This is a genomic window from Methyloligella halotolerans (assembly GCF_001708935.1).
Lineage (GTDB): Bacteria > Pseudomonadota > Alphaproteobacteria > Rhizobiales > Methyloligellaceae > Methyloligella > Methyloligella halotolerans.
Map to the genome: position 1 here is coordinate 28,285 of NZ_MASI01000001.1, position 23,094 is coordinate 51,378.

The following is a 23,094-nucleotide window of genomic DNA, read 5'->3' on the forward strand; positions in this document are numbered from 1 at the left end:
GGTCGCGACCCCGATTATTCGGCGCCGTAGACCGTTTCGGGGTCGAACAGACGTTCCGCATCGACGAAGCGAAGAGGGCCGAACGATCCGTCTTTGCCGTCTGCCGCTCCGCCCATCTCCGCAACACGATAGAAGCAGGAGCGGCGGCCGGTGTGGCAGGCAGCCGGAGAGCCGATCATCTCGACCTTGAGAAGGACGGCGTCCTGATCGCAATCGGTCCGGAGCTCGACGACCTTCTGGACGTTGCCGCTCGTCTCACCCTTCTTCCAGAGCTTGCCGCGGGACCGGCTCCAGTAGTGGGCTTCGCCCGTTTCAAGGGTGCGGGCGAGGGCCTCGTCATTCATGTAGGCGAGCATGAGAACCTCGCCGGTCTGCGCGCATATGGCGACAGCCGGCAAGGTGCCGTCTGGACCGAATTTCGGTGAGAACCGTGTGGCTTCCTCGATCGTGGCGCCGGCTTCAGTGCCCTCCTTGGTCGGGGAGGGCATCTGCTACCTGCCGCGGTCGGAAGAAACGAGGGTCATGAAGCGCGCCTGCTGCGCCGGATCCTCTTTGAAGATGCCGGTGAACTGGGTCGTGATGGTCGCCACGTCGGGCTTCTTCACGCCGCGCAGGGACATGCACTGATGCACCGCCTCGATCATAACGGCCACGCCCTTGGGCTTCAGCACGTCGTCGATGGTCTCGGCGATCTGCGCCGTCATGGTCTCCTGGGTCTGCAGGCGATGAGCGAAGACGTCGACCACCCGCGCCAGCTTGGAAATGCCCACCACACGATCGGTCGGGAAATAGGCGACGTGGGCCTTCCCGATGAAGGGGATCATGTGATGCTCGCAATGGGAGTTCACCTCGATGTCGCGCAGCATGACGATATCGTCATAGCCGCCGACCTCGTCGAAGGTGCGGGACAGCACTTCGTGGGCCGACTCGTGATAGCCGGAGAAGAATTCGTCGTAGGAGTCGACGACGCGCTTCGGCGTGTCGAGCAGGCCTTCACGCCTCGGATCGTCGCCGGCATATGCGAGCAGCGTCCGCACAGCGTCCTCGGCCTCGTGGCGGCTGGGCCGCACGATCTCGGTCTGCTGGTCGTCGCTACGCTTCGGCTTCTCTACGAAAGCATCCATCAAACTATCCTTGTCAGTCCCGACCCCAAGGTCGTTATTCGCGTGTAGTTGGTACGGGGGATAATGCACGCCTAAACCCTACCTCCCAGCGCCGATTCCTGAACAACCGGCTTGTTCTTCTTCTAGGCTATCGGGCGCCGCATTCGATCGCGGCCGCGCCTGCGAGCCCCATCCGCAGCCTCTTTTTCAGGGCCGACTGCAAACCAAACCAAGAGAGCATATATAATGCGCTAGGCTAGCGTTCAAGTTGGGGTTCTTACGTTCGGTTCAATGACTTTGCAGGAAAACATCTACAGCCAGCGCATCCTGAGGCTGGCGAGCGACATCCCGCGCTGCGAGCGGCTGACCGCGCCGCAGGCCAGCGCGACGGCTCATTCCAAGCTGTGCGGAAGCACCATCAGCGTCGACCTCTCCATGGATGGCGACGTGGTCACAGATTACGGGCAGGAGGTGAAAGCCTGCCTGCTCGGGCAGTCCTCGGCCTCCATCATGGGCCGGGAAATCATTGGTTCGACGGCATCCGAGCTGCGCGCCATCGCCGAGGTGATGCGGAAGATGCTGAAGGAGGACGGGCCCGTCCCGACAGGCAAATGGGAAGATCTCGCAGCTCTTCAGCCCGTAAAGGACTATAGGGCGCGTCAGCCCTCCACGCTGCTCGTCTTCGACGCGGTGGAGGATGCGATCTCCCAGATCGAGGCCAAGCGGGAGACGAATCCCACTCCGGCTCCTGCCTCCTAAGGCATACGGGGTCATGATCGTACCCTTTGATGGATACCTCTTATGAGCGATGAGATTCACGACCAACCGACAAGCGGCAGCTCGACCTCCGATGAAGCGATGACGGATGACGGGGGTGGGCGGAGCTGGCTCGATCCTAAGACGATCACGCCGCGGGTCGGGTCTGCGTATCCGGCGCCGTTCAAGGCGGAGGTCGCTGGCCGGGCGAAGCGTGCTCTCGGCGACTTTGGGTCTGACCCAGTTCGGTGTGAACCAGGTCACCCTGGAGCCTCGCTTCGCCTCTTCGCAACGGCATTGGCATGTTGTGGAGGACGAGTTCGTGATCATCCTCGCTGGTGAGGTCGTCCTCGTCACCGATGCTGGCGAGACGGTTCTTCATGCTGGAATGTGCGCCGGATTTCCGGCCGGCCGCGCTGACGGGCATCGTTTGATCAACCGGTCCGACAGTCAGGCCGTCTACCTGGAAGTCGGCACGCGGGCCGCCGACGAGGAGGTCCTCTACAGCGACATCGACATGCGGGCCAGGAAGGAAGACGGCCGCTTCGTCTATACGCGGAAATCGGGCGAGCCTTATGAGTAGGCCGAGGCGCTTGCCATGAGCCGGAGCCTCTCGCTCGGCCAGCGCATCGCGCAAGGGATCGTCACCGCGCCCATCCTGGCCTACCGCTATACCTTCTCGGGCCTCGTGGGCGGCCATTGCCGGCACCTGCCGACATGCTCCGATTATGGGCGCGAGGCGGTGGCGGTGAACGGCGCGTGGCGGGGCGGCTGGCTGACGCTCGCCAGACTCTGGCGCTGCTCGCCCTGGGGCAGCCATGGGTTCGACCCGGTGCCCGATATCCGCAACGAAAACCATCCTTTCGCCCCTTGGCGCTACGGGCGTTGGCGACTATGTTCCGAGCGCTCGCCGGAGACCGGCGAGGACGCGGAGCGGCACAGCTAGCGGCTTCCAGTATTCTGCAAATGACCAGCTCTTACCTGCGGCGGTTCGCAGGAGTGAGAGGAGATTGATATGATTTCTTTGACGTTTCCCGACGGTTCCGCACGCGAATTCGAGCCCGGCATCACGGGCAAGACGGTTGCGGCCTCTATCGCGAAATCCCTGGAGAAGAAGGCAGTCGCCGTCGAACTCGACGGTGATCTCAAGGATCTCGGCCAGCCCATCGATGCCGATGCGAATATCCGCATCATCACGCGCTCGGACCCGGAGGCCCTGGGGCTCATCCGGCACGACGCGGCCCATGTGATGGCCGAAGCGGTTCAGGAGCTCTATCCCGGCACCCAGGTCACCATCGGCCCCGTGATCGAAAACGGCTTCTATTACGACTTCGCGCGGGAAGAACCCTTCACGCCGGACGATCTGCCCGTCATCGAGCAGAAGATGGCCGAGATCATCGCCCGCGACCATCCCTTCACCGTTGAGGTGTGGGACCGCGACAAGGCGAAGAAGGTGTTCGCCGACAAGGGCGAGATGTTCAAGGTCGAGCTGGTGGATGCGATCCCGGAAGGGGAGAGCGTCAAGATCTACCATCAGGGCGACTGGTTCGATCTCTGCCGCGGCCCGCATATGGATTCCACGGGGCGGATCGGGAAGGGGTTCAAGCTCCTGAAGATCGCCGGCGCCTATTGGCGCGGCGATTCCAACAACCCGATGCTGCAGCGGATCTACGGCACCGCCTGGGCGAACGAAGACGAGCTCAAGGCCTATCTCGAGCAGCTCGAGGAGGCGGAGAAGCGCGATCACCGTCGTCTGGGCCGCGAGATGGACCTGTTCCATTTCCAGGAGGAAGCGCCGGGCGCCGTATTCTGGCACGCCAAGGGCTGGACGCTTTTCCAATCGCTCATCGGCTATATGCGCCGGAAACAGCAGGCGTGGGGCTACCGGGAGGTGAACTCGCCAGACATGATGGACCGGGCGCTCTGGGAGCGGTCCGGCCACTGGGAGAAGTTCGGCGAGAACATGTTCGTCTCGGAGACGCCTGACGAGCATATCTATGCCTGCAAGCCCATGAACTGCCCGGGCCACGTGCAGATCTTCAAGCACGGCCTGAAGAGCTATCGCGAGCTGCCGCTGCGGATCTCGGAGTTCGGCAAGGTCCACCGCTACGAGCCGTCCGGCGCGCTGCACGGTCTGTTGCGCGTGCGCCATTTCACCCAGGACGACGCGCATATCTTCTGCACCGAGGACCAGATCACCGAGGAATGCGTGCGGCTCAACGAGCAGATGCTCTCGATCTACCGGGACTTCGGTTTCGAGGACGTGCGGATCAAATTCTCCGACCGGCCGGCGAAGCGCGTCGGCGACGATGCTGTCTGGGATAAGTCCGAGGCCGCGCTAAAGCGTGCGGTCGAGGCGGCCGGGCTCGAATACGAGGTCAATCCGGGGGAGGGCGCGTTCTACGGCCCGAAGCTGGAATATGTTCTCCGGGACGCGATCGGCCGGGATTGGCAGTGCGGCACCATCCAGGTGGATCTCAACCTCCCGGGCCGGCTGGGCGCCTTCTATATCGGGACGGATGGCGACAAGACGGTGCCGGTGATGATCCACCGGGCCATGTTCGGCTCGCTGGAGCGGTTCACGGGCATCCTGATCGAGCATCACGCCGGCCATCTGCCGCTCTGGCTTGCGCCGCTTCAGGCGGTGGTGGCGACGATCGTCTCGGACGCCGACGATTACGCCGTCGAGGTCGCGGCGAAGCTGAACGAGGCGGGCATCCGCGCCGAGGCCGATCTTCGCAACGAGAAGATCAACTACAAGGTGCGCGAGCACTCGGTGACCAAGGTGCCGGTGCTGTTCGTGGTCGGGAAGCGGGAAGCGGAAGAAGGCACCGTGTCCGTGCGCCGGCTGGGCAGCAGGGATCAGGAGGTCATGCCGCTCGACGAAGCGATCACGGCACTGTGTCGTGAAGCAGTGCCCCCGGATTTGCGAAGCCGCCGATCGAAGCAGGCGGCGTAGCGGATTCACCGGCAAACCCGAACGCCTCGTTGTCGCCACCGGCGGGGAATTGAGGGGTCAGGATCTTGCGCAGAGCTTCCGGGGAGGAGGGGCCGTCAGCGACGGCCACTTCGACCTGCTCTGCGTCACCGGCGCTTACGGTGAATTTCCGCGTGTAGCTGAGGCCGTTATGGCGGGCCACCACGGCATAATCGCCGGCGGCCAGGATGTGGGTCGGCAGGGCGCCGGCCCCTTCCTTCACGATATCGCCGGTGGGGGTGATGATCGTCCATCGCGTGTCGGCCAGGGCCTCGCCGCCATTCTCCATGACCAGCTTGAACGTTACCGACGCGGCCGCATGCTTCACGGTGGCCACGGTCAGCTTGCCGGGTTCGACGGTGACGTCGGCGCGCACGGTGGCGTTGCAATCGCCGTAGGTGGAGACGACGTGATAACCGCCCGCGTTCAGCCGGATGACGCGGCTCGGCTCGACGTCGGCCAGGATGACCCGGCGGCGGCCGAATTGGTCCTGCTCGTCGGAGAGGATGTCGAAGCGGAGATTGGAGCCGATCTCAGTCTCGTCGGAGAGCTCGGCGGAGAGCTTCAGACCCCCGGTGTTGAGCACGAAGGTCTCCTCCACCGAGGAGCCGCGGGAGACGTTGATCTTGCGGGTGAGGTTGGAAAGGCCGTAGGCGGCGTTGACGAGGTATTGGCCCGGCGCCAAGGCTGCGGTCGGCTGGGCTTCGCGATGGGTGCTGACCAGGGTCTGGCCGCCGGCGGGCGTGCCGGGCGTGAAGATGCGCCAGATGACGCCACCCTTCAACGGCGGTCCCTGCTCGGTCAACAGGGCCTTGAAGCTGACGGGAACAGGCCGGCCGCTGTCGTCCCCGTCGTCGGCGCTTTCACCCTCGGTGGTGCGGGCGGTCGCGGCGCCGGAAGGCGGGTCGCCAGCGCGATAGGATTCCGCCTGGGGCGGTGAGCCGAACAGCCGATTGGTGGAAGGTACGCGGCTCGGGGGTGAGGCGGTGCTCGCGCCGCTCTGCAGGCCGAGCGGAGCGTCGATGGCAGACGACGACTCGGAGCCTCCGCCCAGGATGCTTTGGGCGTCCGCCAGTGGCGGCGCCAAAACAATCAGAGCGGCGGCCAAAAGCCATTGCTTCAGCCGCGCGCGGCTGGTCCCCCACATGCTCAGCATTACGTCCCGCGTGCCATCGGTAAGCAGGTCGGCCATCAGCGCACCGCGAAGCGGCGCATAGGTCCGACCCCAGCACCTACAAGAGGAGTAGATTTAGGCAGTGTTAAGGCCTGAATTCAAAACAAAAGCAAGGGTAGAGGCAATTGTGGATGACCGCGTTTCGGCGTAGGAAAGCCCCTCAACCCTTATGCGCCAATGACCAATCCTATCCTCGATCATCTCTTGAGTCGCCGCTCGGTTTCCGCCGCCATGCTGGCAGAGCCTGGACCGACTGCGGAACAACTCACGCAAATCCTCACGGCTGCCGCCCGGGTGCCGGACCACAAGAAGCTCGCGCCCTGGCGGTTCATCCTGTTCCAGGGCGAAGCGCGTGCCTCGTTCGGACAGACGCTCGCGCGGATCTTCGAGGCCAAGCAGGCGGATGCGACCGACGCTCGAATCGCCTTCGAGGGGGAGAGGTTCATGCGGGCGCCTTTGGTGGTTGCGGTGATCTCCCAGGTTGTCGAAAATGCGGCTGCACCTGCGTGGGAGCAGGAGCTATCGGCGGGGGCCGTCTGCATGAACCTGTTGCACGCAGCGACCGCGCTCGGTTTCGGCGCCCAGTGGATCACCGAATGGTGCGCGTTCGACCCGGAGGTCGCAGGAGCGCTGGGGCTTGCCGGGAACGAGCGGGTCGCAGGGTTCGTCTATATCGGGACCGCGACCGAGAAGCCGGACGAGCGGGACCGTCCGAGACTGGAAGATATCGTTACGGCGTATCGAGGCTGAGGCCGGTTGCGCCTGTGAGGGGAGCCGATGTTCTACGACGCCGTCGCCAATAGCCACGGGCTGCGCTACGACCCGTTCAAGGCACTCGTCGCCCCGCGGCCGATCGGCTGGATCTCGACCATCGGCAAGAGCGGCGTGGTGAACCTCGCGCCCTACAGCTTCTTCAACGCCGTGTCGGAAAATCCCCACTACCTGATGTTCGCGTCGGGCGGGCGGAAGGACAGCCAGATCAATGCGGAGGAGACGGGGGAGTTCGTCTGCTCGCTGGCGACCTACGATCTGCGGGAGGCGGTCGGGAAGACCTCCATGGCCGTGTCGCCGGAGGTGGATGAGATGGCGCTTGCCGGGCTGACCCCCGCCGCCTCGAATCTCGTATCGCCGCCGCGGGTCAAGGAATCGCCCGTGGCGTTCGAGTGCCGTTACTACAAGACGATCACCTTGCCGGGGCTCGACGGGGAGCCCGGCGACAACGCCATCATCCTGGGACGGGTGGTCGGCATCCATATCGACGACGAGATGATCGAACCCGATCAGACGGTCGACATCACGAAGCTGAAGCCGATCGCGCGGCTCGGCTATCGCGACTATTCGGTGGTCGATGCGGTGTTCTCGGTCGGCGACAAGAAGTAGGCGGCGCGCCGGCTATTCGCTCTCGGCCGGGGCGTCGAGCAGGGCGTCGGTCCGCCGGTTCATTTCCTGCACCAGCGCATAGGCGAGGCGGTTCGCGATCTCCGGATCGTTGCGCCGATAGACCCCATCGATCGCCGCCACGTGCTCGGCGGCGAGCTCACGATAGTCCTCGCTCGGGCGCCAATGGCCGAGCAGCCGGCAGAGAGAGGCTGCAAGCTTGGCGATCTGCGGCTGGCCGAGCGTGCTCGCTTGGCCCTTCAGGGTGTGGGCGGAGAGATAAATGCCCTGCCGGGACTCGATCGAGAAATCCTCGGTTTCGGCGGCACGGCAGGCTTCGACGAGCGCCTGGACCTCCTCCCCGAGCCAGGCTCGGAACGACGGAGATAGGGCTTCGACCGCGGCCTCGGCTCTGCGCACGGAATCGCTGGGGGTGGGCATTAGTGGCAACTCTCGAAATTACTTCAAACAAATGGGCGCATACCCCAGCGGATCGAATCGCGCCCCCTACGAGGCGTCGACCCAATGGGGCTGAAAATCACGATCGCGAATGCATCTGGTCCCTCTCGCCTCGACCGTTCTCGCGGCAAGGCAGAGGAGGATCGTACACGAAGTTTAAGCATCGTTGAATCGGACCGGGATTTTGGTCCCGGTTTTGGGGATTAGTATTCGAACTGCTCGGACAGAATGCGCTCGGTGAGGCTATGGCCGGAATCGAACATCATGAAGATGTCGATCTTCCGCTCCTGCTTCACGTCGACCGCCGTTATGTTCCGGAATTCAGTGTGATCGGCGACCGCGCTCACAGGCCGCTTTTCCGACTCCATCACCTCGACCCGGACGGTGGCCTCGTTTGGAAGCAACGCGCCGCGCCAGCGGCGCGGACGGAACGGGCTGATCGGCGTCAGGGCAAGGAGGGCGGCGGAGATAGGCAGGATCGGTCCGTGGGCGGAAAGATTGTAAGCCGTGCTTCCGGCCGGGGTCGAGACCAGCACGCCGTCGCAGATCAGCTCGTTCAGGCGGACAGTGCCGTCCACCGCGATCTTGAGCTTGGCCGCCTGATAGGTCTGCCGGAAGAGAGAGACCTCGTTGATGGCGAGGCCTTGATGCTCGGTGCCGGTGCCGTCCATGGCGGTCATCCGCAAAGGATGGATGATGTTGATCTCCGCGGTCTCCAGGCGCTCGAGCAGATCCTCCTCGCGATATTCGTTGAGCAGGAACCCGACGGAGCCGCGGTTCATCCCGTAGATCGGAATGCGGTCCGTCATGTGGCGGTGCATGGTCTGGAGCATCAGACCGTCGCCGCCCAGCGCCACGATGGCGTCGGCCTCCGAGGGCGGGGCATTGCCGTAGCGCTCGGTCAGCCGCTTCAGCGCGGCCTGAGCCTCCTCGTAATCGCTGGCGACGAAGGCAATCTTCTGGAAGCGTGACATATAGAACCGCTGGTGGCGCGAAGGGGCCGGCCCTTGGTGTCCGGCGGGGAAGCGGGCATTATAAAGGCGAGGGGATGCACCAATAGCAAGCCCGCACGCAATTTTCCGGGCACATCAGATACGACGACGGAAAGGAAGACGGATGCGGACAGGCGAGCAACCGGTGATGATCTACACCACTTTCGGATCGCTCGAGGACGCGAAGCGGGTCGGCGGGGCGCTGGTGGAAAAGCGGCTGGCGGCCTGCGTGAACATCTTCCCCGGCATGATCTCGATCTTCGAATGGCAGGGCGAGATCGACGAAGAGGCGGAGATCGCCATGATCATCAAGACCCGCCGCGCGCTCACACAGGCCGTTCTCTCCGAGACCGCGGAGCTGCATCCCTACGACGTGCCGGCGCTGCTCGTTCTGCCCACGGAAGCGGCCGGGGAGGGCTATCGCGACTGGATCCTGGAGCAGACGAAGCCGGTTTCGTGAGGCCGGTGGGCTGCGGATGGCCTGTCGCCCGATAGCCAGCAATCTCATGGCCGGCGAAAACCTATCTTAATCTTCGGCGTGTAACCCAGTTGTTCGAGGGATGATGGTTCGCGGCATTTTCCGCCCGCGAGCTTTAGGTTTCGAGCAAGTCTGGAGTTGTGCGTGTCTTCGCTCAATCGATTGATGCAAGCGAGTGTCGCGGAGATCGAGTCGGTCGAGGCGGCCGGTACGATGTCTGAAATCCGTTCATCCCGCGAAGAGTTGTTCCGCGAGCCTCCTTACGAGTGGGCCAAGCGCGTGGTGCTGGGGACCGCCTGGTCGCTCAAGCCCGACAATATCGGGGACATGCCGGGGCTGACCAAGCTCTGGCTGAAGGACCAGGTCGGGCTGCTGCCCCGTATTCCTGACCCCAGGTCCGAGGAGCAGGCCGGGATCGTGGTCGGCGTCGCACGCGACCTCTCCGTAACGACGCTGGTCGCCGCAGCAAAGCGGGGCATCTACCCGCTGGGCCATGTCGGCGCCCCGAAATGGTGCTCGCCCAAAACCCGCGCAGTGCTCTTCTTCGACGATTTCCACATTTCCAAAAGCGCCCGCCGCTCCATGCGAAAAGGCCAGTACCGGGTGACGTTCGATCAGGCCTTCGAGGAGGTCATCGTCGCGTGCTCCGAGCCGAGGCCCGGCCATTGGCATGTGAACTGGATCACGCCGGCGATGAAGCACGCCTATGCGCGGCTGTTCGATGCCGGCTTCGCCCATTCCATCGAGGTTTGGGACCACGAGGGAAACCTCAAAGGCGGCGGCTACGGCGTAGCGATCGGCCGTGTTTTCATTGGCGAGTCCCTGTTCTCCCACGCCCGCGACACCTCGAAGATCGCCGTGGCGGTGCTCATGCGGCACCTGGTGGAGTGGGGCTATTCCTTCGTCGATACGAAGCTGATGAACCCGCTCATGGAGAGCTTCGGCTTCCAGGAGATCCCGCGGGATCGCTTCCTCTCCATGAACGAGAAAGCGATGAACGCCCAGGGCTGGGTCGGCCGCTGGGAGGTCGAGATCGGACCGGAAGAGGTCGCCACGTGCACCCGGATCGAGAAGCGGCAGAGGCAAAAACGGCGTCCGCCTGAGTCACTTGTAGGAGCGTATGATGGTGTTTGGCGAAGTTCCCGCCACGCTGGGCCTGATGGCCCGCCAGGTTCTCGGCCAGGCCGGTGCAGGCTTGCCCGACCCGGAAGCCAGCTCGGCGCGTGCCGACGGGCTCGCCGGGCTGTGCGGCGATCTCGACGTCTCTACGCTGCTTTCCGCCTACGCCAGGGGCTTTTATCCCCGCTCCAGCTTCGGACCCCAGAAATGGTGGGCGCCGGAAGAGCGGATGGTGCTGTTCCTGGAGCAGTTCCAGCTCGGCAGCCGGATCGCCCGGAAGCTCTCTGAAGGCTTCTATCGCATCGGCTTCGACGAGGCCTTCGGAGAGGTCGTCGACGCCTGCGCCCAGGCAAGCCACCGTCAGGGGCGGAAGCGCTGGATCCGAGACGATCTTTCGACCGCGTTCCAGCGTGCCCACGAATCCGGTGCGGCCCATTCGGTCGAGGTGCGGGATTTCGACGGCAATCTGGTAGGCGGAGCTACGGGCTCGCCGTCGGAAAGGTGTTCTTCACCGAAGCGCAGTTTTCCGCGCGCCCCGATGCGGGCCGCATGGCCCTGGCCGCACTCAACTGCCATCTCCAGGCGCGGGGGTATCTCGCCAACGACGCCAAGCATCTGAGCGGTGCACTTTGCCAGCAGGGGTTCTGCCTGGTGCCGCGGGCGGCGTTCAACCGCTTCCTCGAAAAGGCCTGTGGGGGACCTGCCGCGCTCGGGTCCTGGCGCCTCGCCGACGGTGGCGGCCAAGCCGATCGCGATCCGCGTCCGGCCGCCTATTCCGGCGCGGCCTAGAGCCTCGGGACGCCGCTTCAGCAAGGCCGGTTTCCCCCTAGGCACTGCCCGCAAAACCTGTATAAGTCTGGCTTTGGCCGGTTTTGCATTCCGCTTCTCGCGGCATGGGGTAACCGTAACCTGTACGTTTGCGGACCATGGCCGGCGATGGCCCAAACGCTCCTGAAACAGAAGCGCTCTTGTCTTCGCTCCGCATTCCCATTCTCAAGCGTCCCGATGGACCGCAGGCAGCCTCGCTTGGCCGCGACATGCTCGCCGGCGCGATCGCCGGCGTCGTCCAGATCGCGTATTGCATCTCCTTCAGCGCCCTGATCTTCCAAGGCTCGCTGGCGGGCGGCTTCGCCATGGGCCTGGCGGCGCTGCTGATGGGGACCATCGTCACCGGCGTCATCGTCTCGCTCACCACGAGCCTGGTGCCTTCCGATGCGGGGCCGGATACGCCTGCGGTCGCGGTGATGAGCGTGCTGGCGACGACCATTGCGTCCGCCCTGGCGGCGCAGGGGGCGAGCCAGGACACGATCATCATCAACGTGCTGCTGGCCCTCGCGGTGAGCACCTTCTTCACCGGCCTGCTGCTGTTCGGGCTCGGCGCCTTTAGGATTGGCCAGTTTCTCCGCTTCGTGCCGTATCCCGTGATCGGCGGCTTCCTGGCCGCGTCCGGCTGGCTGCTGATGACCGGCGGCATCGAAGTGATCACCGGCACCAGCCTCACGATCTCGCCGTCGAGCTGGGTGGAGACCTTCTCGTCTCAAAATGCCGCCCAGCTCGGTGTCGCAGCGGTCTTCGCATTGACCATCGTGATCCTGCGCCGCTGGGTGCATACCTTCCTGGCGCTGCCGATCGCCTTCGTCGGCTTCATGATCGTGATGGACGTGGTCCTGTTCCTCTTGCTCGATCATTCCCAATCCAGCAGCTGGTTCCTGGCGAGCGTGGGGGAACTGACGCCCTGGTCGCCGCTGAAGGCTGCCATGCGCAACGATATCGACTGGACGGCGATGCTCAGCAGCAGCGCCGAAATCGGTGCGGTCTGCGGCGTCACCGCCATCTCCATGCTGCTCGACGTCTCCAGCCTGGAGGTGGCGCGGCAGAAAACCGCCAATCTCGACCGCGAGCTCCGGGTGAACGGCCTTGCCAATCTGCTCGCCTCGGTGCTGGGCGGCGTGGCGGGCAATCTTTCACTGAACGGCAGCATCCTGATCAACGAGGCCGGCGCGGTCAGCCGGCTGAGCGGCGTCTTCGTGGCGCTCACCTGCGGGCTGGTGCTGTTCGTTGGGCTGGATGTCGGGATGTTCGTGCCGAAATCCGTGCTCGGCGGGATGCTGGCGTATCTCGGCGTGGTGATCCTGGTCGAGGCGCTTTTCCACGCCCCGGCCAAGCGCTCCTATGCGGATTTCGCCCTCGCCTTGGCGATCACGATCGTCATTTGCTATTTCGGTTATCTTCTCGGTGTGGTGCTGGGCGTCATCGGCGCGTGTCTGATGTTCGCCATGAGCTACAGCCGTATCGGTGTCATCCGGCGGCATCTGACGCGTCAGGAATTTGCCGGCAATGTGGAGCGAGCCGCCGAGCAGGCGCGGATCCTACGGGAGGAGGGCGGCCGGATTCACATCTTCTGGCTCTCCGGCTTCATCTTCTTCGGCTCCTCCAACGGCTTGTTCGAGCGTGTCCGCCGCACCATCGACGGGCAGACCGACATCCCGGTCGGCTATGTGGTCTTGGATTTCGGGGCGGTTTCCGGCCTCGATACGTCGGCGGTGTTGAGCCTGGTCAAGCTGCGCAACTATTGCGACGAGACCCGCGTGACCCTGGTCTTCTCCGGTCTCGACGACACCATGCGTAACAATCTCTCCAGGGCCGGCTTCTTCGTAGACGGACACCGGCATCGCAGTTTTCGGAGCCGCAACGAGGCCATTGAGTGGTGCGAGGAGGAGTTGCTGCGCGAGAGGGCTCTGCCGGCGGTGTCCCACCGGACCTTCGAGGGCTGGATCGAGGCGGAGTTCGGGGTGCTGGCGGATCTCGGCCGCATCGAGCCTTATCTGGATCGCTGCGAGTTCATGCCGGGCGACGTGCTATTCCGCCAGGGGGAGCCGTCGGATTCGGTGGATATGATCGCCGAGGGTTGCGTGGCGGTCACGGTGACCGACGAGACCGGCCGGATGATCCGGCTTCGGCGCATGGTCGGCCAGACCGTGGTGGGCGAGATGGGCTTCTATCGCGACTTGCCGCGCACGGCCGATGTTGTCGCCGAGCAGCCGACCCTCGTCTTCCGGCTTTCCCGGGCGTCTTTCGAAACGATGCGGGAGAAGGACCCGGCCGCGGCCGCGGCGTTCCACCAGCTCATCGTGCGGCTCTTGGCCGACCGGCTGGACTTCGCCAATCGCGAGATCTCCGCGCTCCTGCTGTGATCTATCGCTACTTCGTCGCGGCTTCGGCGCTGCCGTCCCAGTCGGGCGGGGGCGGCGTCTCGCGGAAGATGGCGATCCGCTCCCGGTAGAGGCCGTAGAGGGTCTCCAGACCGTAGGGCTGGTCCTCGGCGAGAGCTTCCGCACTCTTGTCGGCTTCGTCCCAATTTCGTGCCCGGAACGCTTCCAGGAATGCCATGTGGCGTTCCTTGAAGGTGATGAAAGCATCGTCGTTCCCGGCCGCCCTGTCGCCGAGCAGGGCGAAGATCCGGGTGGCCTGGGTCTTGCCTTTCACCTTCAGGAGATCGAGCTCGAGGAAGGCGTGGCCGGGCGCGCGCTCCACCGTGGACTCGCCGATGACCGCGCCGACGCCATAGGTCTTGGACTGACCCTCGATTCGCGAGGCGATGTTCACGTTGTCGCCGATCACGGAGTAGTCGAAGCGAATCTCGGAGCCGAGATTGCCCACGCAGCATTCGCCGGTATTGATGCCGATGCCGAGGGTGACGGGGCGATAGTCGCGGCCGCTCTTCTCCGCCTCCTTCCGCCATTTCTCGTTCAGAGCCCGCATCTCCTCCATCATGAGGAGGGCGGCGCGGCAGGCATGCTCGGCATGGTCCGGGTCGTCCAGCGGCGCGTTCCAGAACGCCATGAGGGCATCGCCCATATATTTGTCGATGGTGCCGTCCTGGGCGACGATGATGTTGCTCAACGGCGTGAAAAGCTCGTTCAGAAATCGAGTCAGCTCTTCCGCATCAAGCCCTTCGGAAATCGTCGTAAATCCCCGCACGTCGCTGAAGAGCAACGTCATGTTGCGCATCTCGCCGCCGAGCTTCAGCCGGGCTGGATCGGCCGCCAACCGCTCCACCAGGGCGGGCGCCATATAGTGGCTGAAGGCGTTGCGGACGCGGTTCCGCTCGTGCTCCGTGCGCAGGAACATCAGCAGGCTGCCGGTGAGGTAGATCGCAATCAGCGCCAGGGAAGGAAAGACGGGGTCGACCAGCCAACCGAGGCTGTCATAGGCGTACCAGGAGAAGCCCACCACGCCGGCGATGGCGGCGATGGCGATGAGCGCGCTCGACGCCGCACCCGTCAGGTAGATGAGGGTGGCGATCACGATACCGAGCAACAGAATGTAGAGGAGCTCGCCGGGCAGGGCGAGATCCGGCCGGAGCAGGAAGTCGCCGGCGATAATCTGTTCCACGGCCTGGGCGTGCAGTTCGACGCCGGGCACCGAGGCCTCCAGGGGCGTGGCGCGCAGGTCAAGGAGCCCCGCCGCGCTTGTGCCGATAATGATAATGCGGCCGGCAATCTCGGCGGCGGGGATGTCGCCGTTCAGCACCTTCCAGGCCGGGAGGTAGCGTTCCGGCGCGCTTTTGGAGAACTTCATCCACAGCTGACCGTTCGGGTCGGTCGGAACCTCGAAATCGCCGATCCGGACCCGGCTTATGCCGGTCTGCTCACCGAACGATTCAACGCCGCTCGCCCCCGACGACTTCACCATATCGGTGGAGGCGCCCTGCGCGACCCGGAGCATCTCGCCGGCAAAGGCGGGCAGGAGCGTGTCTTGCACGGTCACGAGCATGGGCATGCGACGAATGACCTGGTCGTACTCGGGGATCCAGTTGAGAGCGCCGGAGCCCTGGGCCGCATCCTGGAGCTCGGGCAGGCTGACGGCGGCGCCCGGAAAGCGCGGGGCGAAGAGGCGGGGATCGTCGCCGCCATGGGCGAAGCCGGCCTTCCTTTCCGGCAGCCCACCGCCATTGCCCAAAGCGATGAAGCCGAGAATTACGGGCGCTTCGCCGATCGACCGGGCGAAGAGCGCATCATTGGCCGGCATATTGCGCAGGGCCTCGCCGAGAGGACCGGTGTCGGCGCCGTCCCAGTACCGGGCGAGGTTGGCAGGCGACATGCGGTCTTCTTCGGGAAACACCATGTCGAAGCCGATGGCCGCGGCCCCATTTTCCCGCAGCTTGTCGGTCAGCTCGGCGAGGAGGGTGCGCGGCCAGGGCCATTGGCCGAGCTTGGCGAGGGACTCCTCGTCGATATCGACAATCCGGACCGGCGCGTCGGGACTGAACTCCGCCGGGGCGATGCGCTGGAAGCTGTCGAAGGCAAGCGCCCGGAGGCGAGCGACGGGGGCCGGGTCCCACAGCCGCAAGGCCAGCGCGCCAAAGATTACGCAGGCCAGGATCACGGCGTAGCTTAAGGCGGGTCTCATGGTGCGGCCCCGGCACGTGGCGTTGGAATGGGCCGGCGAACCGGCGCGCGCAGCCTAGTGCAAGGGCGGCCGTTGCTCCAGCAGTCTGAGGGCGGGTGGCCGGCGGTCAGCCGCGGCCGCTGGAGACAGTCTCGCCGCGGGAGGCGGTGTCGCCATCCGGCGAAGCGTGGCCCACAGGATCGGCTTCGCGCCGCTGAACGACCGCCTGGGCCCGTTCCTCGCGGGAGGGAAGCTTCTCGCCGCGGATGGTCTCGTCGGCAAAGCGGCCGAACTTGCGCAGCAAGCGCTTGGCGAGGCGGCGATAGGCGAAATAGTTCGCTTCCAGCCGGTGGCGCTCGCTCTGAACGTAGCCCTTGTAGGATTTGTGGTCGGCCCCTTCGCGCTTAAGCTTGGCGAACCAGTCCGCTTTCGGATCGCCCTTGTCCCGGGCGATGAGATAGGCGGCGATAAGACGGGACTGATCGTCGGCGAGGCGCCAGATGCTGCCATTGGCCTGGATCAGCCCGACGGCGAAGAAATCGTCGTATTGCGGGTGGAAGACATTCAGGAAGAGGATGGGCTTGCCGCTCTCGTCGAACACCAGGCTGTTGTCGATGAAGGGCAGGCTGATCTCATAGCCGGTGGCGAACACCACCAGATCCACCTCCACCTCGCTGCCGTCCGAGAACCGCACCGTCTTGCCGTCGAATTCCGTGACGTCCGGCTTGATGTCGATCCGGCCGTGGGCCACGAGCTGGGGCAGCACGGTGTTCATGGTCGGGTGGGTGTCCATGATCAGATAGTCGGGGGCGGGAAGGCCGAAATTCTCGTTCTTGCCGACGAAGATGCGGTGCCAGCGCGTGTAGAGCCGATTTCGGATGCGCGCGGCAACGGGAATTTCTCGAAGAAGTGGATCAGCCCGTCCATAGGCTTGCCGAGCAGGAACTTCGGGACGAAGTAGTAGCCCCGCCGCATGCTCTGATGGACCGATTTGGCGACACTCGTAGCATCGACGACGATATCGCAGGCGGAGTTGCCGGCGCCGAGCACGAGGACCCGCTTGCCGGCCAGCTGGCTGACGGAGCGGTAGTCGCGGGAATGCATGGTCTCGCCGGTGAACTCGCCAGGGATATCCGGCCGGCGCGGGATATGGTGATGGCCGTTCGCCATGACGAGCCCGCGATAGAAGCGCGGATGACTCTCGCCCTTGATCTTCACGCGCCAGCCGCCGTCGATCCGGGTGGCCTCCTCGACCTCCGCATTCAGCTCGATGGATTGATCCAGTCCGAATTCGCGGGCGTAATCCTTGAGATAGCTCAGCACCTGCCGATGGGAAGGATAGGTCGGATAGTCGTCAGGAAAGGGAAAGTCTTCGAAGGCGGTGAACTTGCGGGAGGACACCAGGAAGGTGGTGTCGTAGACGACGCCGGTCTCGGTGGCGGCGTTCCAGAGGCCGCCGATGTCCCCCTCGCGCTCCAGGCAGTCGAAGGGGATGCCTCGTTCCTTGAAGACCTTCGCCGCGGCCAGACCCGATGGTCCGGCGCCGATGATCACGATCTTGTCCGTCTTGCCGCTGACGTCCATGACGTCCTTTCGCCTCCTCATCACAGCGGGTCCGCGAATCCGCTATCACATTGTTTTTACTTAAGCTTGGTGGCGGCTGGTACCTATATTTTACGTTTCGTCCGCAAGCTTCAACAGGGTGAACAGGGCGATATTTGGTCTTCGGCGGCGTTCACGTGTGTCGCAGTGTCGTTTGTTCGCAGTTGCACAACGAGAACAGGATTTAAGCTTCCTTCTCGTGGATTTTGTTCGCAGGTGCACAAAAGACACTTTTGCGGGGTGTGAGCGTCACGGTAGAGTCACAGAACTGGGAGCCTCTCATGAACGGCGGACGAAACATGCGTCTTCTGTTTCTGCTTACGGCAACGGCGTTGACCCTCGGCGTGTTCCGGTCCGACAGGACGGAAGCGCGGCCGATGTGGCTGCCCGAGATCGAAAATCCCTACTGCAAGGTGGCGACGTTCGTTCTGCCCAGCATTCCTGAGCAGGCCGCCTCCCTGACGGATGACGCCGGAGAGGGGATGATCGTGGTGAGCGGTTCCGCCATGTCCAAGACGCCCGCCTACAGCCACTTCCTGCTGGCCCATGAATGCTGCCATCATACGCTCGGTCATGTGAGCATGTTGAAGAAGGGGTTGGGCCATATGGGACCGCAGCCATTCTTCTACATTAAGCCAGCTCTGCGGAAGATGGAGCTCGAGGCCGATTGCTGCGCCGTCAAGCTTCTCAAAGCCACCCATGAGGAAGACAGCATCCTCGCGGGCGAGAATGCCATGACGGCGTTCGGCGACGAGCCGACGGGCGCCTATTACCCGACCGGGTCCGAACGGGCGGCGAACATTGCCGCCTGTGCGGAAGCCAAGTAAGTCGGTTCGGTCAAAAGCCTTCAACAGAAGCATTTCTCCGGTTGCGGGCCGCCGCACTTCGAGGGGCTGGCGGCCGTCGAGGACCACCCCGAAATGCAGACGACCGTCTGGTGGCCCCAGGTCATGGGAAGCGCAAATTGGTGCGCTTTGATATAGACTGGCACCCTGTGCCGATGAGAGGTTTGCCGACGCCGATGTCGGAGGTAGCGAGAGTGTTTGGACGTCCCGGCAACGTTGGGTATCGCCTGGCCATTGGCTTTGCCGTCCTGTTGCTTGCGGGTCCGTGCGGCCTCGCCGGAGCGCAGGAGGCCCATGCGCAACCGAGCGAGACCGAGAACGAGGGACCGCTGCGCGTCTGCGCCGATCCCGACAACATGCCGTTCTCGAACGAGGCGGGGCACGGTTTCGAGAACAAGCTCGCCGAGCTGGTCGCCGACCGGCTTGACCGTCGGTTGGCCTATAGCTGGTATCCCGAGGCGCGGGGCGGGATGCCAACCCCGTTCAGCAACCGCGACTGCGCGATCGTGATGGGGTATGCGCAAGGCGCCGAGCTCATCGAAGACACCAATCCCTATTACTACACCTCCTATGTGCTGCTGCATCGGCGCGACGACGAAGGCATGGCGGGGGTGAAGCGGCTCTCGGATCCGAGGCTCAAGGGCAAGCGGATCGGCATCGTCGCCCGTACGCCTCCGGCGGCGCTGCTCGCGACCAACGGGCTGACGGCGAGCGCCGTGCCGTATGAAAGCAGCTCGGAGCAGGATGCGCCGCGGCCGGCTCTCGATATGATCCAGGCGCTGGCCGAGGGTGAGCTGGACGCGGCCATTCTTTGGGGCCCTATCGGCGGGTATTTCGCCCAGAACTCCCACGTCCCGATCGATGTCGTGCCGCTGGTGAACGAGACCGCCGGTCCGGCGCTGGTCTATGGGATCACCATGGGGGTGCCGCCGAACGATCCCCAGTGGAAGCATCAGCTCAACAAGGTGATTGCCGAGAACCAGGACGAGATCAACGCGATCCTGCTGAGCTACAACGTGCCGCTGCTCGCCCCCGATGGCGAGTTGATCAAGTCGGCCGAACGCTAGGCCAGCCCAAACCGAAGCCCCTAAGGCTTGGCCGTTTCGGCCTGGTCGGCGATGTTGCAGTGGCTTTCGTCCTGATCGATCCCCAGGGTGTCGACCAGCACGTCCGGTGCGCTCGGATGGGGGAAGCCGGGCTGGGGCGAGACCGAGACCACCACCTTGTCTGTGACCAGAAGGATGGGCTGGCGGAACTGGCCGTCCCAGGGACGGTAGGTGTGCCGGATGCCCTTGAAGCCGTTCAGCTGGAATTTGTCGGACAGGATAAAGTCATGGATCGTCTGGAAATCCGCATTGCGGTTCCGGGTGGCACCCTCGCCGACGGTGCGGGCTGCGATGTAGGCGTGATAATCGATCGGGCGCATCAAGCGGTTATGCTCTTCCTCAAAATGGCTGTTGAGCTGGCGCGCGCCCCATTTGGAGTGTGCGCCATGCCAGCTTTCGGCCATCAGGCCCGAGGTTCCGACCACGGGGCGAAGGGCATTGCCGCGATATGGTGCGTAAGGCGCCCAGGACTGAGCCTCATCGGCGACGACGATCACGTCGTAGCGGGCGACATCGTCGCCGGCGCCTTGGCTCGGGCCGGGGATGGTGCCGATCTCGTCTCGATCCCGCCCAGGCAGATCCTTGTAGCTCCGGCGATCGACGATATTACCGCCGAACCGGTCCGCGGCACGCTCGATGGCTGAGGCATAAGCCTTGTCTTCCGGCGTGGGGCCGGTCACCAGCAGCCAATCCTTCCACTCATGGCCGATCAGATATTGGGCCAGGGCATCGGCGAGCATGGCGCGGTCGGGGGCGACGTGAAGAACGTTCGTGCGGCAGTTGTCCTGGCGGAGCGCGATCTCCGGGGCACGCACATTGAAGAGGAGAACGTCCTTACCCTTGGCCGCATCGGAAAGGGCGAGCAGATCATCGGCCGGCGCGTCCACGATGACGTAGCGGACGCCCTTGCCGACAAGCTCGTTCAGGCCGGCCACCACGTCGTCATCGGGGCCGACGACAGTTTCGGTGACCGAGTAGTGGTCGCCGAGAAACTGGCCGGCGGAATTATTCTCCCGCAACGCCGTTTCCGCACCGGCAACACCGATATCCTCCGGCTCCTTCTCGAGGCGCGAGGCGGACAGGGCGTTCGGGCGCGTCTCCTTCTTGAGATATCCGATCTCGATCTCGTTCACCTTCTTGCCCGCTGCCGGGTTGAAAGACTCGGCGGCCGGAACGGGGAAGGCCAGCAGCGCAGCGCCTAGAAACAGGACCGCACCGGCCAGCAGGGCGAGCGGGAGCGAGTGCGCGGTGCGGGTCGAAGTCATGGGACAACTTCCTTCAAAACCGGGGGCTTCCGCCCTTGGTTGAGGCGGAGGATCAGGAAGATTTGGTATCACCTTCGGGAATTAATGGCAATTTGTCGCAGGGGCCGGGAGGCCCTTCAGGGGTGTCGACTTCCCTGATCTCCGGGCCAAGCGCTTTCTGCTGTGGACGGCGCGCGATCGCGGTCGGATCGCTCTGGACCCTCGGGGTGACTCCGACGGCATAATGGTCAGCGCGTTCGAGCTTCCGAGGAGCCGGATGCTCCGGTCCTGAATTCGCGCGCTACCCCGGCCTGAAGCGCCGGTAATATTGCCGTTGCTCTGGGGTGCGAATATGCAGCAATAGCGCTAAAGTTGATTCTGGGTGAAATGCCGTGAAGGGGGGCTATTTCATGACCTTTTCTGTTGGAGACGCGATCAAGCAGGGCTGGGAGATCTTCAAGTCCCGCCCGTGGTTCTTTATCGGCGCGTGCATCATTCTGTTTATCGCCAGCGTCGTCATCGGCTTGCTCACGGAAGCGATCGATTCCGTGCTGGTAGGCGATACGGTGGTCAATCCGGAAGACCCAAGCCAGGGCACCGTGATCGGCAACCTGGTCAACTTCCTACTCTCGACCCTCGTGAACATGGGTGCCGTGGCCTTCTTCCTGAAGTCCTACGACGACCTTCCGAGGGCGTCCTACGGCGATCTTTGGCACCCGCAATCCTATCTGCAATATCTGGCGGTTACGGTGCTGTTCGGCCTGATGATCGGCCTCGGCCTTATTCTGCTGATCGTTCCGGGCCTCATCGCGCTCGTGGTCTTCTTCTTCGCGCCTTTCCTCGTGATCGATCGTCTCATGGGACCGATCGAAGCGCTGAAGGCGAGCATGGAGATCACCAAGGGCCATCGCTGGACCCTTTTCGGGCTCATCTTGGCCATCGCCGGCATCAATATCTTGGGCGCGCTCGCATTGTTCGTCGGCCTGTTCGTGACCATTCCCGTCACGACGATGGCGATCGTTTATGCCTACCGCACGCTGAGCGGCGGGGCGGGTATGATCCGCGCGCCGGCGGATGCCACGCTGTAGCGGGGCATCGACGGGCGGAGGCGGGCCGTCGATCGGCGACTGGCCGCTTCCCGACGCACGACAAGCACAGAAAAGCCGGGCTCATAGTGAGCCCGGCTTTCGGCTGTTCGGTCTGGCGTTAGATTTTCGCTACTCGGCCGGGGTGAGCTCCGGCTCTTCCTGCTTCGGCTTCAGGGCCTCGGCCGCATTCTTCGGATTGCGGTAGACATACGGCTTCAGGGGCCGGCGCGATTCTTCGCGGGCCATGGCGGCCATCTCGCCATGATAGGGGGAGAGGGCACAGGCCGGGTCGGTATTGGTGGGGTCGCCGGTGATCGCCATAGCCTGGCAGCGGCAGCCGCCCCAATCGATTTCCTTGAAAGCGCAGGAGCGGCACGGCTCCTTCATCCAATCTGTGCCGCGGAAGGCGTTGAACGCTTCGCCGTGGAGCCAGATATCGAGCAACGGCCGGTCGGCGACGTTGTCGAAGGTAAGCTGAGGAATGCTCTCCGCCGCATGGCAGGGCAGGGCCTTGCCGGCCGGCGTCACATTCATGAAGCCCTTGGCCCAGCCGCCCATACAGGGTTTGGGGCGCTTCGCGTAATAGTCGGGCACCACCATGTCGATGGTCAGGATGCCCTTGAGGCGTTCGCGCGCGGCTTCCACGACGTCGACCGTCTGCATGGTCTGCTCATAGGTCGGCATGAGCATCGCGCGGTTGAGATACGCCCAGCCGTAATACTGCACGTGGGCGATCTCCAGGCGCTGGGCGCCGAGCTCGACGGCCATATCGATATAGCGGCCGACATTGTGGATGTTCTGCCGGTGGATCGGCGCGTTGATGGTCAGCGGCAGACCCATATCGGTGACCCAGTTGGCCGCTTCCAGCTTCTTTGCCGTAGCGCCGGGATAGCCGCCGATGCGCTCGGCATTCTCCGCATCCACGTCCTGGAACGAGATCTGCACGTGGTCGAGGCCGAGTTCCTTCAGCTTCTCCAGACGCTCGCGCTTCAAGGTGACGGCGGCGGTGATGAGGTTGCTGTAGAGACCGGAGCGTGAAGCCGCGGCGACGATCTCCTCGAGGTCCTTCCGCGCGGTGGGCTCGCCGCCGGACAGGTGGACCTGCAGGATGCCCATCTCGCCGGCCTGCTCCATCACCGAGACCCATTGTTCGGTGGTCAGCTCCTTGTTGACCCTCTCCAGCTCGATCGGGTTGGAGCAATAGCCGCATTGCAGGGGACAGCGATGAGTCAGCTCGGCCAGGAGGCCGATCGGCGCGCGGGCGCACAGCCCGTCCAGCGGGTCGTTCCCGCCGGTCACGCCGCTGGTCGGCTCGTCGTCGACGGTGACGGACTCCAGATGGGCGTTCTCTTCGCCGACATGGTCCTTAAGCTCAGTCGTCAT

The 23,094-nt window shown here is 64.1% G+C and carries 22 protein-coding genes and 1 pseudogene; 13 read left to right on the plus strand and 10 right to left on the minus strand.

Annotated features, from left to right (window positions below; translation table 11 throughout):
• Positions 1-14: 14 nt before the first annotated feature.
• Positions 15-488, minus strand: coding sequence for a phosphoribosyl-AMP cyclohydrolase (gene hisI / locus A7A08_RS00155; protein WP_069093559.1), 474 nt, complete (start codon positions 486-488; stop codon positions 15-17).
• A gap of 3 nt (positions 489-491) precedes the next feature.
• The gene (folE, locus tag A7A08_RS00160; protein ID WP_069093560.1) at positions 492-1,124 is read right to left on the minus strand and encodes a GTP cyclohydrolase I FolE; all 633 of its coding nucleotides are present in this window, start codon (positions 1,122-1,124) and stop codon (positions 492-494) included.
• A gap of 270 nt (positions 1,125-1,394) precedes the next feature.
• On the opposite strand from folE, the gene A7A08_RS00165 reads away from it, so the two are divergent.
• The 4 genes from A7A08_RS00165 to thrS all read left to right on the plus strand — a co-directional run bounded on the left by A7A08_RS00165 (position 1,395) and on the right by thrS (position 4,818).
• Positions 1,395-1,862: an iron-sulfur cluster assembly scaffold protein gene (locus A7A08_RS00165; protein WP_069093561.1), complete on the plus strand. Its 468-nt coding sequence runs from the start codon at positions 1,395-1,397 to the stop codon at positions 1,860-1,862.
• Between the two features lie 211 nt (positions 1,863-2,073).
• Positions 2,074-2,442 carry a cupin domain-containing protein gene (locus A7A08_RS00170; protein WP_342586605.1) on the plus strand — a complete coding sequence of 123 codons (369 nt, stop codon included), beginning with the start codon at positions 2,074-2,076 and terminating at the stop codon, positions 2,440-2,442.
• Positions 2,443-2,457: 15 nt separating this feature from the next.
• The gene (gene yidD / locus A7A08_RS00175) at positions 2,458-2,805 is read left to right on the plus strand and encodes a membrane protein insertion efficiency factor YidD (protein ID WP_069093562.1); all 348 of its coding nucleotides are present in this window, start codon (positions 2,458-2,460) and stop codon (positions 2,803-2,805) included.
• A gap of 69 nt (positions 2,806-2,874) precedes the next feature.
• Positions 2,875-4,818, plus strand: a complete 1,944-nt coding sequence (gene thrS, locus A7A08_RS00180) for a threonine--tRNA ligase (protein ID WP_069093563.1) — start codon at positions 2,875-2,877, stop codon at positions 4,816-4,818.
• Here the strand turns inward: thrS and A7A08_RS00185 are convergent.
• A complete protein-coding gene (locus A7A08_RS00185; RefSeq protein ID WP_069093564.1) occupies positions 4,751-6,028 on the minus strand; it encodes a hypothetical protein in 1,278 nt (425 codons plus the stop codon). The genes thrS and A7A08_RS00185 overlap by 68 nt on opposite strands.
• 159 nt (positions 6,029-6,187) lie before the next feature.
• Between A7A08_RS00185 and A7A08_RS00190 the strand changes: the two genes are divergently transcribed.
• Entirely contained in the window at positions 6,188-6,760 is a 573-nt protein-coding gene (locus A7A08_RS00190; RefSeq protein ID WP_069093565.1) for a nitroreductase family protein, read from the plus strand.
• 27 nt (positions 6,761-6,787) lie between these two features.
• The gene (locus tag A7A08_RS00195) at positions 6,788-7,390 is read left to right on the plus strand and encodes a flavin reductase family protein (RefSeq protein ID WP_069093566.1); all 603 of its coding nucleotides are present in this window, start codon (positions 6,788-6,790) and stop codon (positions 7,388-7,390) included.
• 12 nt (positions 7,391-7,402) lie between these two features.
• Here A7A08_RS00195 and A7A08_RS00200 read toward each other — a convergent pair whose 3' ends face one another.
• Together A7A08_RS00200 and A7A08_RS00205 are read right to left on the minus strand one after the other, a co-directional pair.
• A complete protein-coding gene (locus tag A7A08_RS00200) occupies positions 7,403-7,828 on the minus strand; it encodes an Hpt domain-containing protein (protein ID WP_069093567.1) in 426 nt (141 codons plus the stop codon).
• A gap of 221 nt (positions 7,829-8,049) precedes the next feature.
• Positions 8,050-8,820 carry an NAD kinase gene (locus A7A08_RS00205; RefSeq protein WP_069093568.1) on the minus strand — a complete coding sequence of 257 codons (771 nt, stop codon included), beginning with the start codon at positions 8,818-8,820 and terminating at the stop codon, positions 8,050-8,052.
• A 142-nt stretch (positions 8,821-8,962) separates the two neighbouring features.
• Here A7A08_RS00205 and cutA point away from each other — a divergent pair, with 142 nt between their 5' ends.
• The 4 genes and pseudogenes from cutA (at position 8,963) to A7A08_RS00225 (ending at position 13,629) form a co-directional block, all read left to right on the plus strand.
• Positions 8,963-9,298 carry a divalent-cation tolerance protein CutA gene (gene cutA, locus A7A08_RS00210; RefSeq protein WP_069093569.1) on the plus strand — a complete coding sequence of 112 codons (336 nt, stop codon included), beginning with the start codon at positions 8,963-8,965 and terminating at the stop codon, positions 9,296-9,298.
• Positions 9,299-9,643: 345 nt separating this feature from the next.
• Positions 9,644-10,723, plus strand: coding sequence for a leucyl/phenylalanyl-tRNA--protein transferase (gene aat / locus A7A08_RS00215; RefSeq protein ID WP_245290796.1), 1,080 nt, complete (start codon positions 9,644-9,646; stop codon positions 10,721-10,723).
• Positions 10,641-11,224: pseudogene (locus A7A08_RS16640) on the plus strand (leucyl/phenylalanyl-tRNA--protein transferase); the annotation flags it as partial. The gene aat and the pseudogene A7A08_RS16640, both read left to right, overlap by 83 nt.
• 179 nt (positions 11,225-11,403) lie before the next feature.
• A complete protein-coding gene (locus tag A7A08_RS00225) occupies positions 11,404-13,629 on the plus strand; it encodes a SulP family inorganic anion transporter (protein WP_069093572.1) in 2,226 nt (741 codons plus the stop codon).
• Positions 13,630-13,636: 7 nt separating this feature from the next.
• On the opposite strand, the gene A7A08_RS00230 is transcribed toward A7A08_RS00225, so the two are convergent.
• The 3 genes from A7A08_RS00230 to A7A08_RS17045 all read right to left on the minus strand — a co-directional run bounded on the left by A7A08_RS00230 (position 13,637) and on the right by A7A08_RS17045 (position 17,431).
• The gene (locus A7A08_RS00230; RefSeq protein ID WP_069093573.1) at positions 13,637-15,847 is read right to left on the minus strand and encodes a CHASE2 domain-containing protein; all 2,211 of its coding nucleotides are present in this window, start codon (positions 15,845-15,847) and stop codon (positions 13,637-13,639) included.
• Positions 15,848-15,953: 106 nt separating this feature from the next.
• Positions 15,954-16,619, minus strand: a complete 666-nt coding sequence (locus tag A7A08_RS17040; protein ID WP_069093574.1) for an NAD(P)/FAD-dependent oxidoreductase — start codon at positions 16,617-16,619, stop codon at positions 15,954-15,956.
• A 2-nt stretch (positions 16,620-16,621) separates the two neighbouring features.
• Complete coding sequence (locus A7A08_RS17045; RefSeq protein WP_083226328.1) at positions 16,622-17,431, minus strand: flavin-containing monooxygenase; 810 nt, start codon at positions 17,429-17,431, stop codon at positions 16,622-16,624.
• A gap of 278 nt (positions 17,432-17,709) precedes the next feature.
• On the opposite strand from A7A08_RS17045, the gene A7A08_RS00245 reads away from it, so the two are divergent.
• Together A7A08_RS00245 and A7A08_RS00250 are read left to right on the plus strand one after the other, a co-directional pair.
• Positions 17,710-18,255 (plus strand): M48 family metalloprotease, encoded by a 546-nt coding sequence (locus A7A08_RS00245; protein ID WP_069093576.1) that lies wholly within the window; start codon positions 17,710-17,712, stop codon positions 18,253-18,255.
• 212 nt (positions 18,256-18,467) lie between these two features.
• On the plus strand, positions 18,468-19,340 hold the full coding sequence (locus A7A08_RS00250) for a quinoprotein dehydrogenase-associated putative ABC transporter substrate-binding protein (protein WP_169822880.1): 873 nt from the start codon (positions 18,468-18,470) through the stop codon (positions 19,338-19,340).
• A gap of 20 nt (positions 19,341-19,360) precedes the next feature.
• Here A7A08_RS00250 and A7A08_RS00255 read toward each other — a convergent pair whose 3' ends face one another.
• Positions 19,361-20,644, minus strand: coding sequence for an ABC transporter substrate-binding protein (locus A7A08_RS00255; protein WP_069093577.1), 1,284 nt, complete (start codon positions 20,642-20,644; stop codon positions 19,361-19,363).
• A 389-nt stretch (positions 20,645-21,033) separates the two neighbouring features.
• Here A7A08_RS00255 and A7A08_RS00260 point away from each other — a divergent pair, with 389 nt between their 5' ends.
• On the plus strand, positions 21,034-21,711 hold the full coding sequence (locus A7A08_RS00260) for a DUF975 family protein (RefSeq protein WP_141693780.1): 678 nt from the start codon (positions 21,034-21,036) through the stop codon (positions 21,709-21,711).
• A gap of 129 nt (positions 21,712-21,840) precedes the next feature.
• Here A7A08_RS00260 and pqqE read toward each other — a convergent pair whose 3' ends face one another.
• Positions 21,841-23,094 (minus strand): pyrroloquinoline quinone biosynthesis protein PqqE, encoded by a 1,254-nt coding sequence (gene pqqE, locus A7A08_RS00265; RefSeq protein ID WP_083226420.1) that lies wholly within the window; start codon positions 23,092-23,094, stop codon positions 21,841-21,843.

What these genes read in the sequence shown, in the direction of transcription:
- A7A08_RS17045 (WP_083226328.1), bottom strand. Translation starts at nt 17,431, where the DNA reads ATGAGGAGGCGAAAGGACGTCATGGACGTCAGCGGCAAGACGGACAAG.
- thrS (WP_069093563.1), top strand. Translation starts at nt 2,875, where the DNA reads ATGATTTCTTTGACGTTTCCCGACGGTTCCGCACGCGAATTCGAGCCC.
- A7A08_RS00230 (WP_069093573.1), bottom strand. Translation starts at nt 15,847, where the DNA reads ATGAGACCCGCCTTAAGCTACGCCGTGATCCTGGCCTGCGTAATCTTT.
- A7A08_RS00165 (WP_069093561.1), top strand. Translation starts at nt 1,395, where the DNA reads ATGACTTTGCAGGAAAACATCTACAGCCAGCGCATCCTGAGGCTGGCG.
- A7A08_RS00195 (WP_069093566.1), top strand. Translation starts at nt 6,788, where the DNA reads ATGTTCTACGACGCCGTCGCCAATAGCCACGGGCTGCGCTACGACCCG.
- hisI (WP_069093559.1), bottom strand. Translation starts at nt 488, where the DNA reads ATGCCCTCCCCGACCAAGGAGGGCACTGAAGCCGGCGCCACGATCGAG.
- cutA (WP_069093569.1), top strand. Translation starts at nt 8,963, where the DNA reads ATGCGGACAGGCGAGCAACCGGTGATGATCTACACCACTTTCGGATCG.
- pqqE (WP_083226420.1), bottom strand. Translation starts at nt 23,094, where the DNA reads ATGACGACTGAGCTTAAGGACCATGTCGGCGAAGAGAACGCCCATCTG.
- A7A08_RS00245 (WP_069093576.1), top strand. Translation starts at nt 17,710, where the DNA reads ATGAACGGCGGACGAAACATGCGTCTTCTGTTTCTGCTTACGGCAACG.
- folE (WP_069093560.1), bottom strand. Translation starts at nt 1,124, where the DNA reads ATGGATGCTTTCGTAGAGAAGCCGAAGCGTAGCGACGACCAGCAGACC.
- A7A08_RS00260 (WP_141693780.1), top strand. Translation starts at nt 21,034, where the DNA reads ATGACCTTTTCTGTTGGAGACGCGATCAAGCAGGGCTGGGAGATCTTC.
- A7A08_RS17040 (WP_069093574.1), bottom strand. Translation starts at nt 16,619, where the DNA reads ATGGACACCCACCCGACCATGAACACCGTGCTGCCCCAGCTCGTGGCC.
- A7A08_RS00255 (WP_069093577.1), bottom strand. Translation starts at nt 20,644, where the DNA reads ATGACTTCGACCCGCACCGCGCACTCGCTCCCGCTCGCCCTGCTGGCC.
- A7A08_RS00190 (WP_069093565.1), top strand. Translation starts at nt 6,188, where the DNA reads ATGACCAATCCTATCCTCGATCATCTCTTGAGTCGCCGCTCGGTTTCC.
- yidD (WP_069093562.1), top strand. Translation starts at nt 2,458, where the DNA reads ATGAGCCGGAGCCTCTCGCTCGGCCAGCGCATCGCGCAAGGGATCGTC.
- A7A08_RS00185 (WP_069093564.1), bottom strand. Translation starts at nt 6,028, where the DNA reads ATGGCCGACCTGCTTACCGATGGCACGCGGGACGTAATGCTGAGCATG.
- A7A08_RS00200 (WP_069093567.1), bottom strand. Translation starts at nt 7,828, where the DNA reads ATGCCCACCCCCAGCGATTCCGTGCGCAGAGCCGAGGCCGCGGTCGAA.
- A7A08_RS00205 (WP_069093568.1), bottom strand. Translation starts at nt 8,820, where the DNA reads ATGTCACGCTTCCAGAAGATTGCCTTCGTCGCCAGCGATTACGAGGAG.
- aat (WP_245290796.1), top strand. Translation starts at nt 9,644, where the DNA reads ATGCCGGGGCTGACCAAGCTCTGGCTGAAGGACCAGGTCGGGCTGCTG.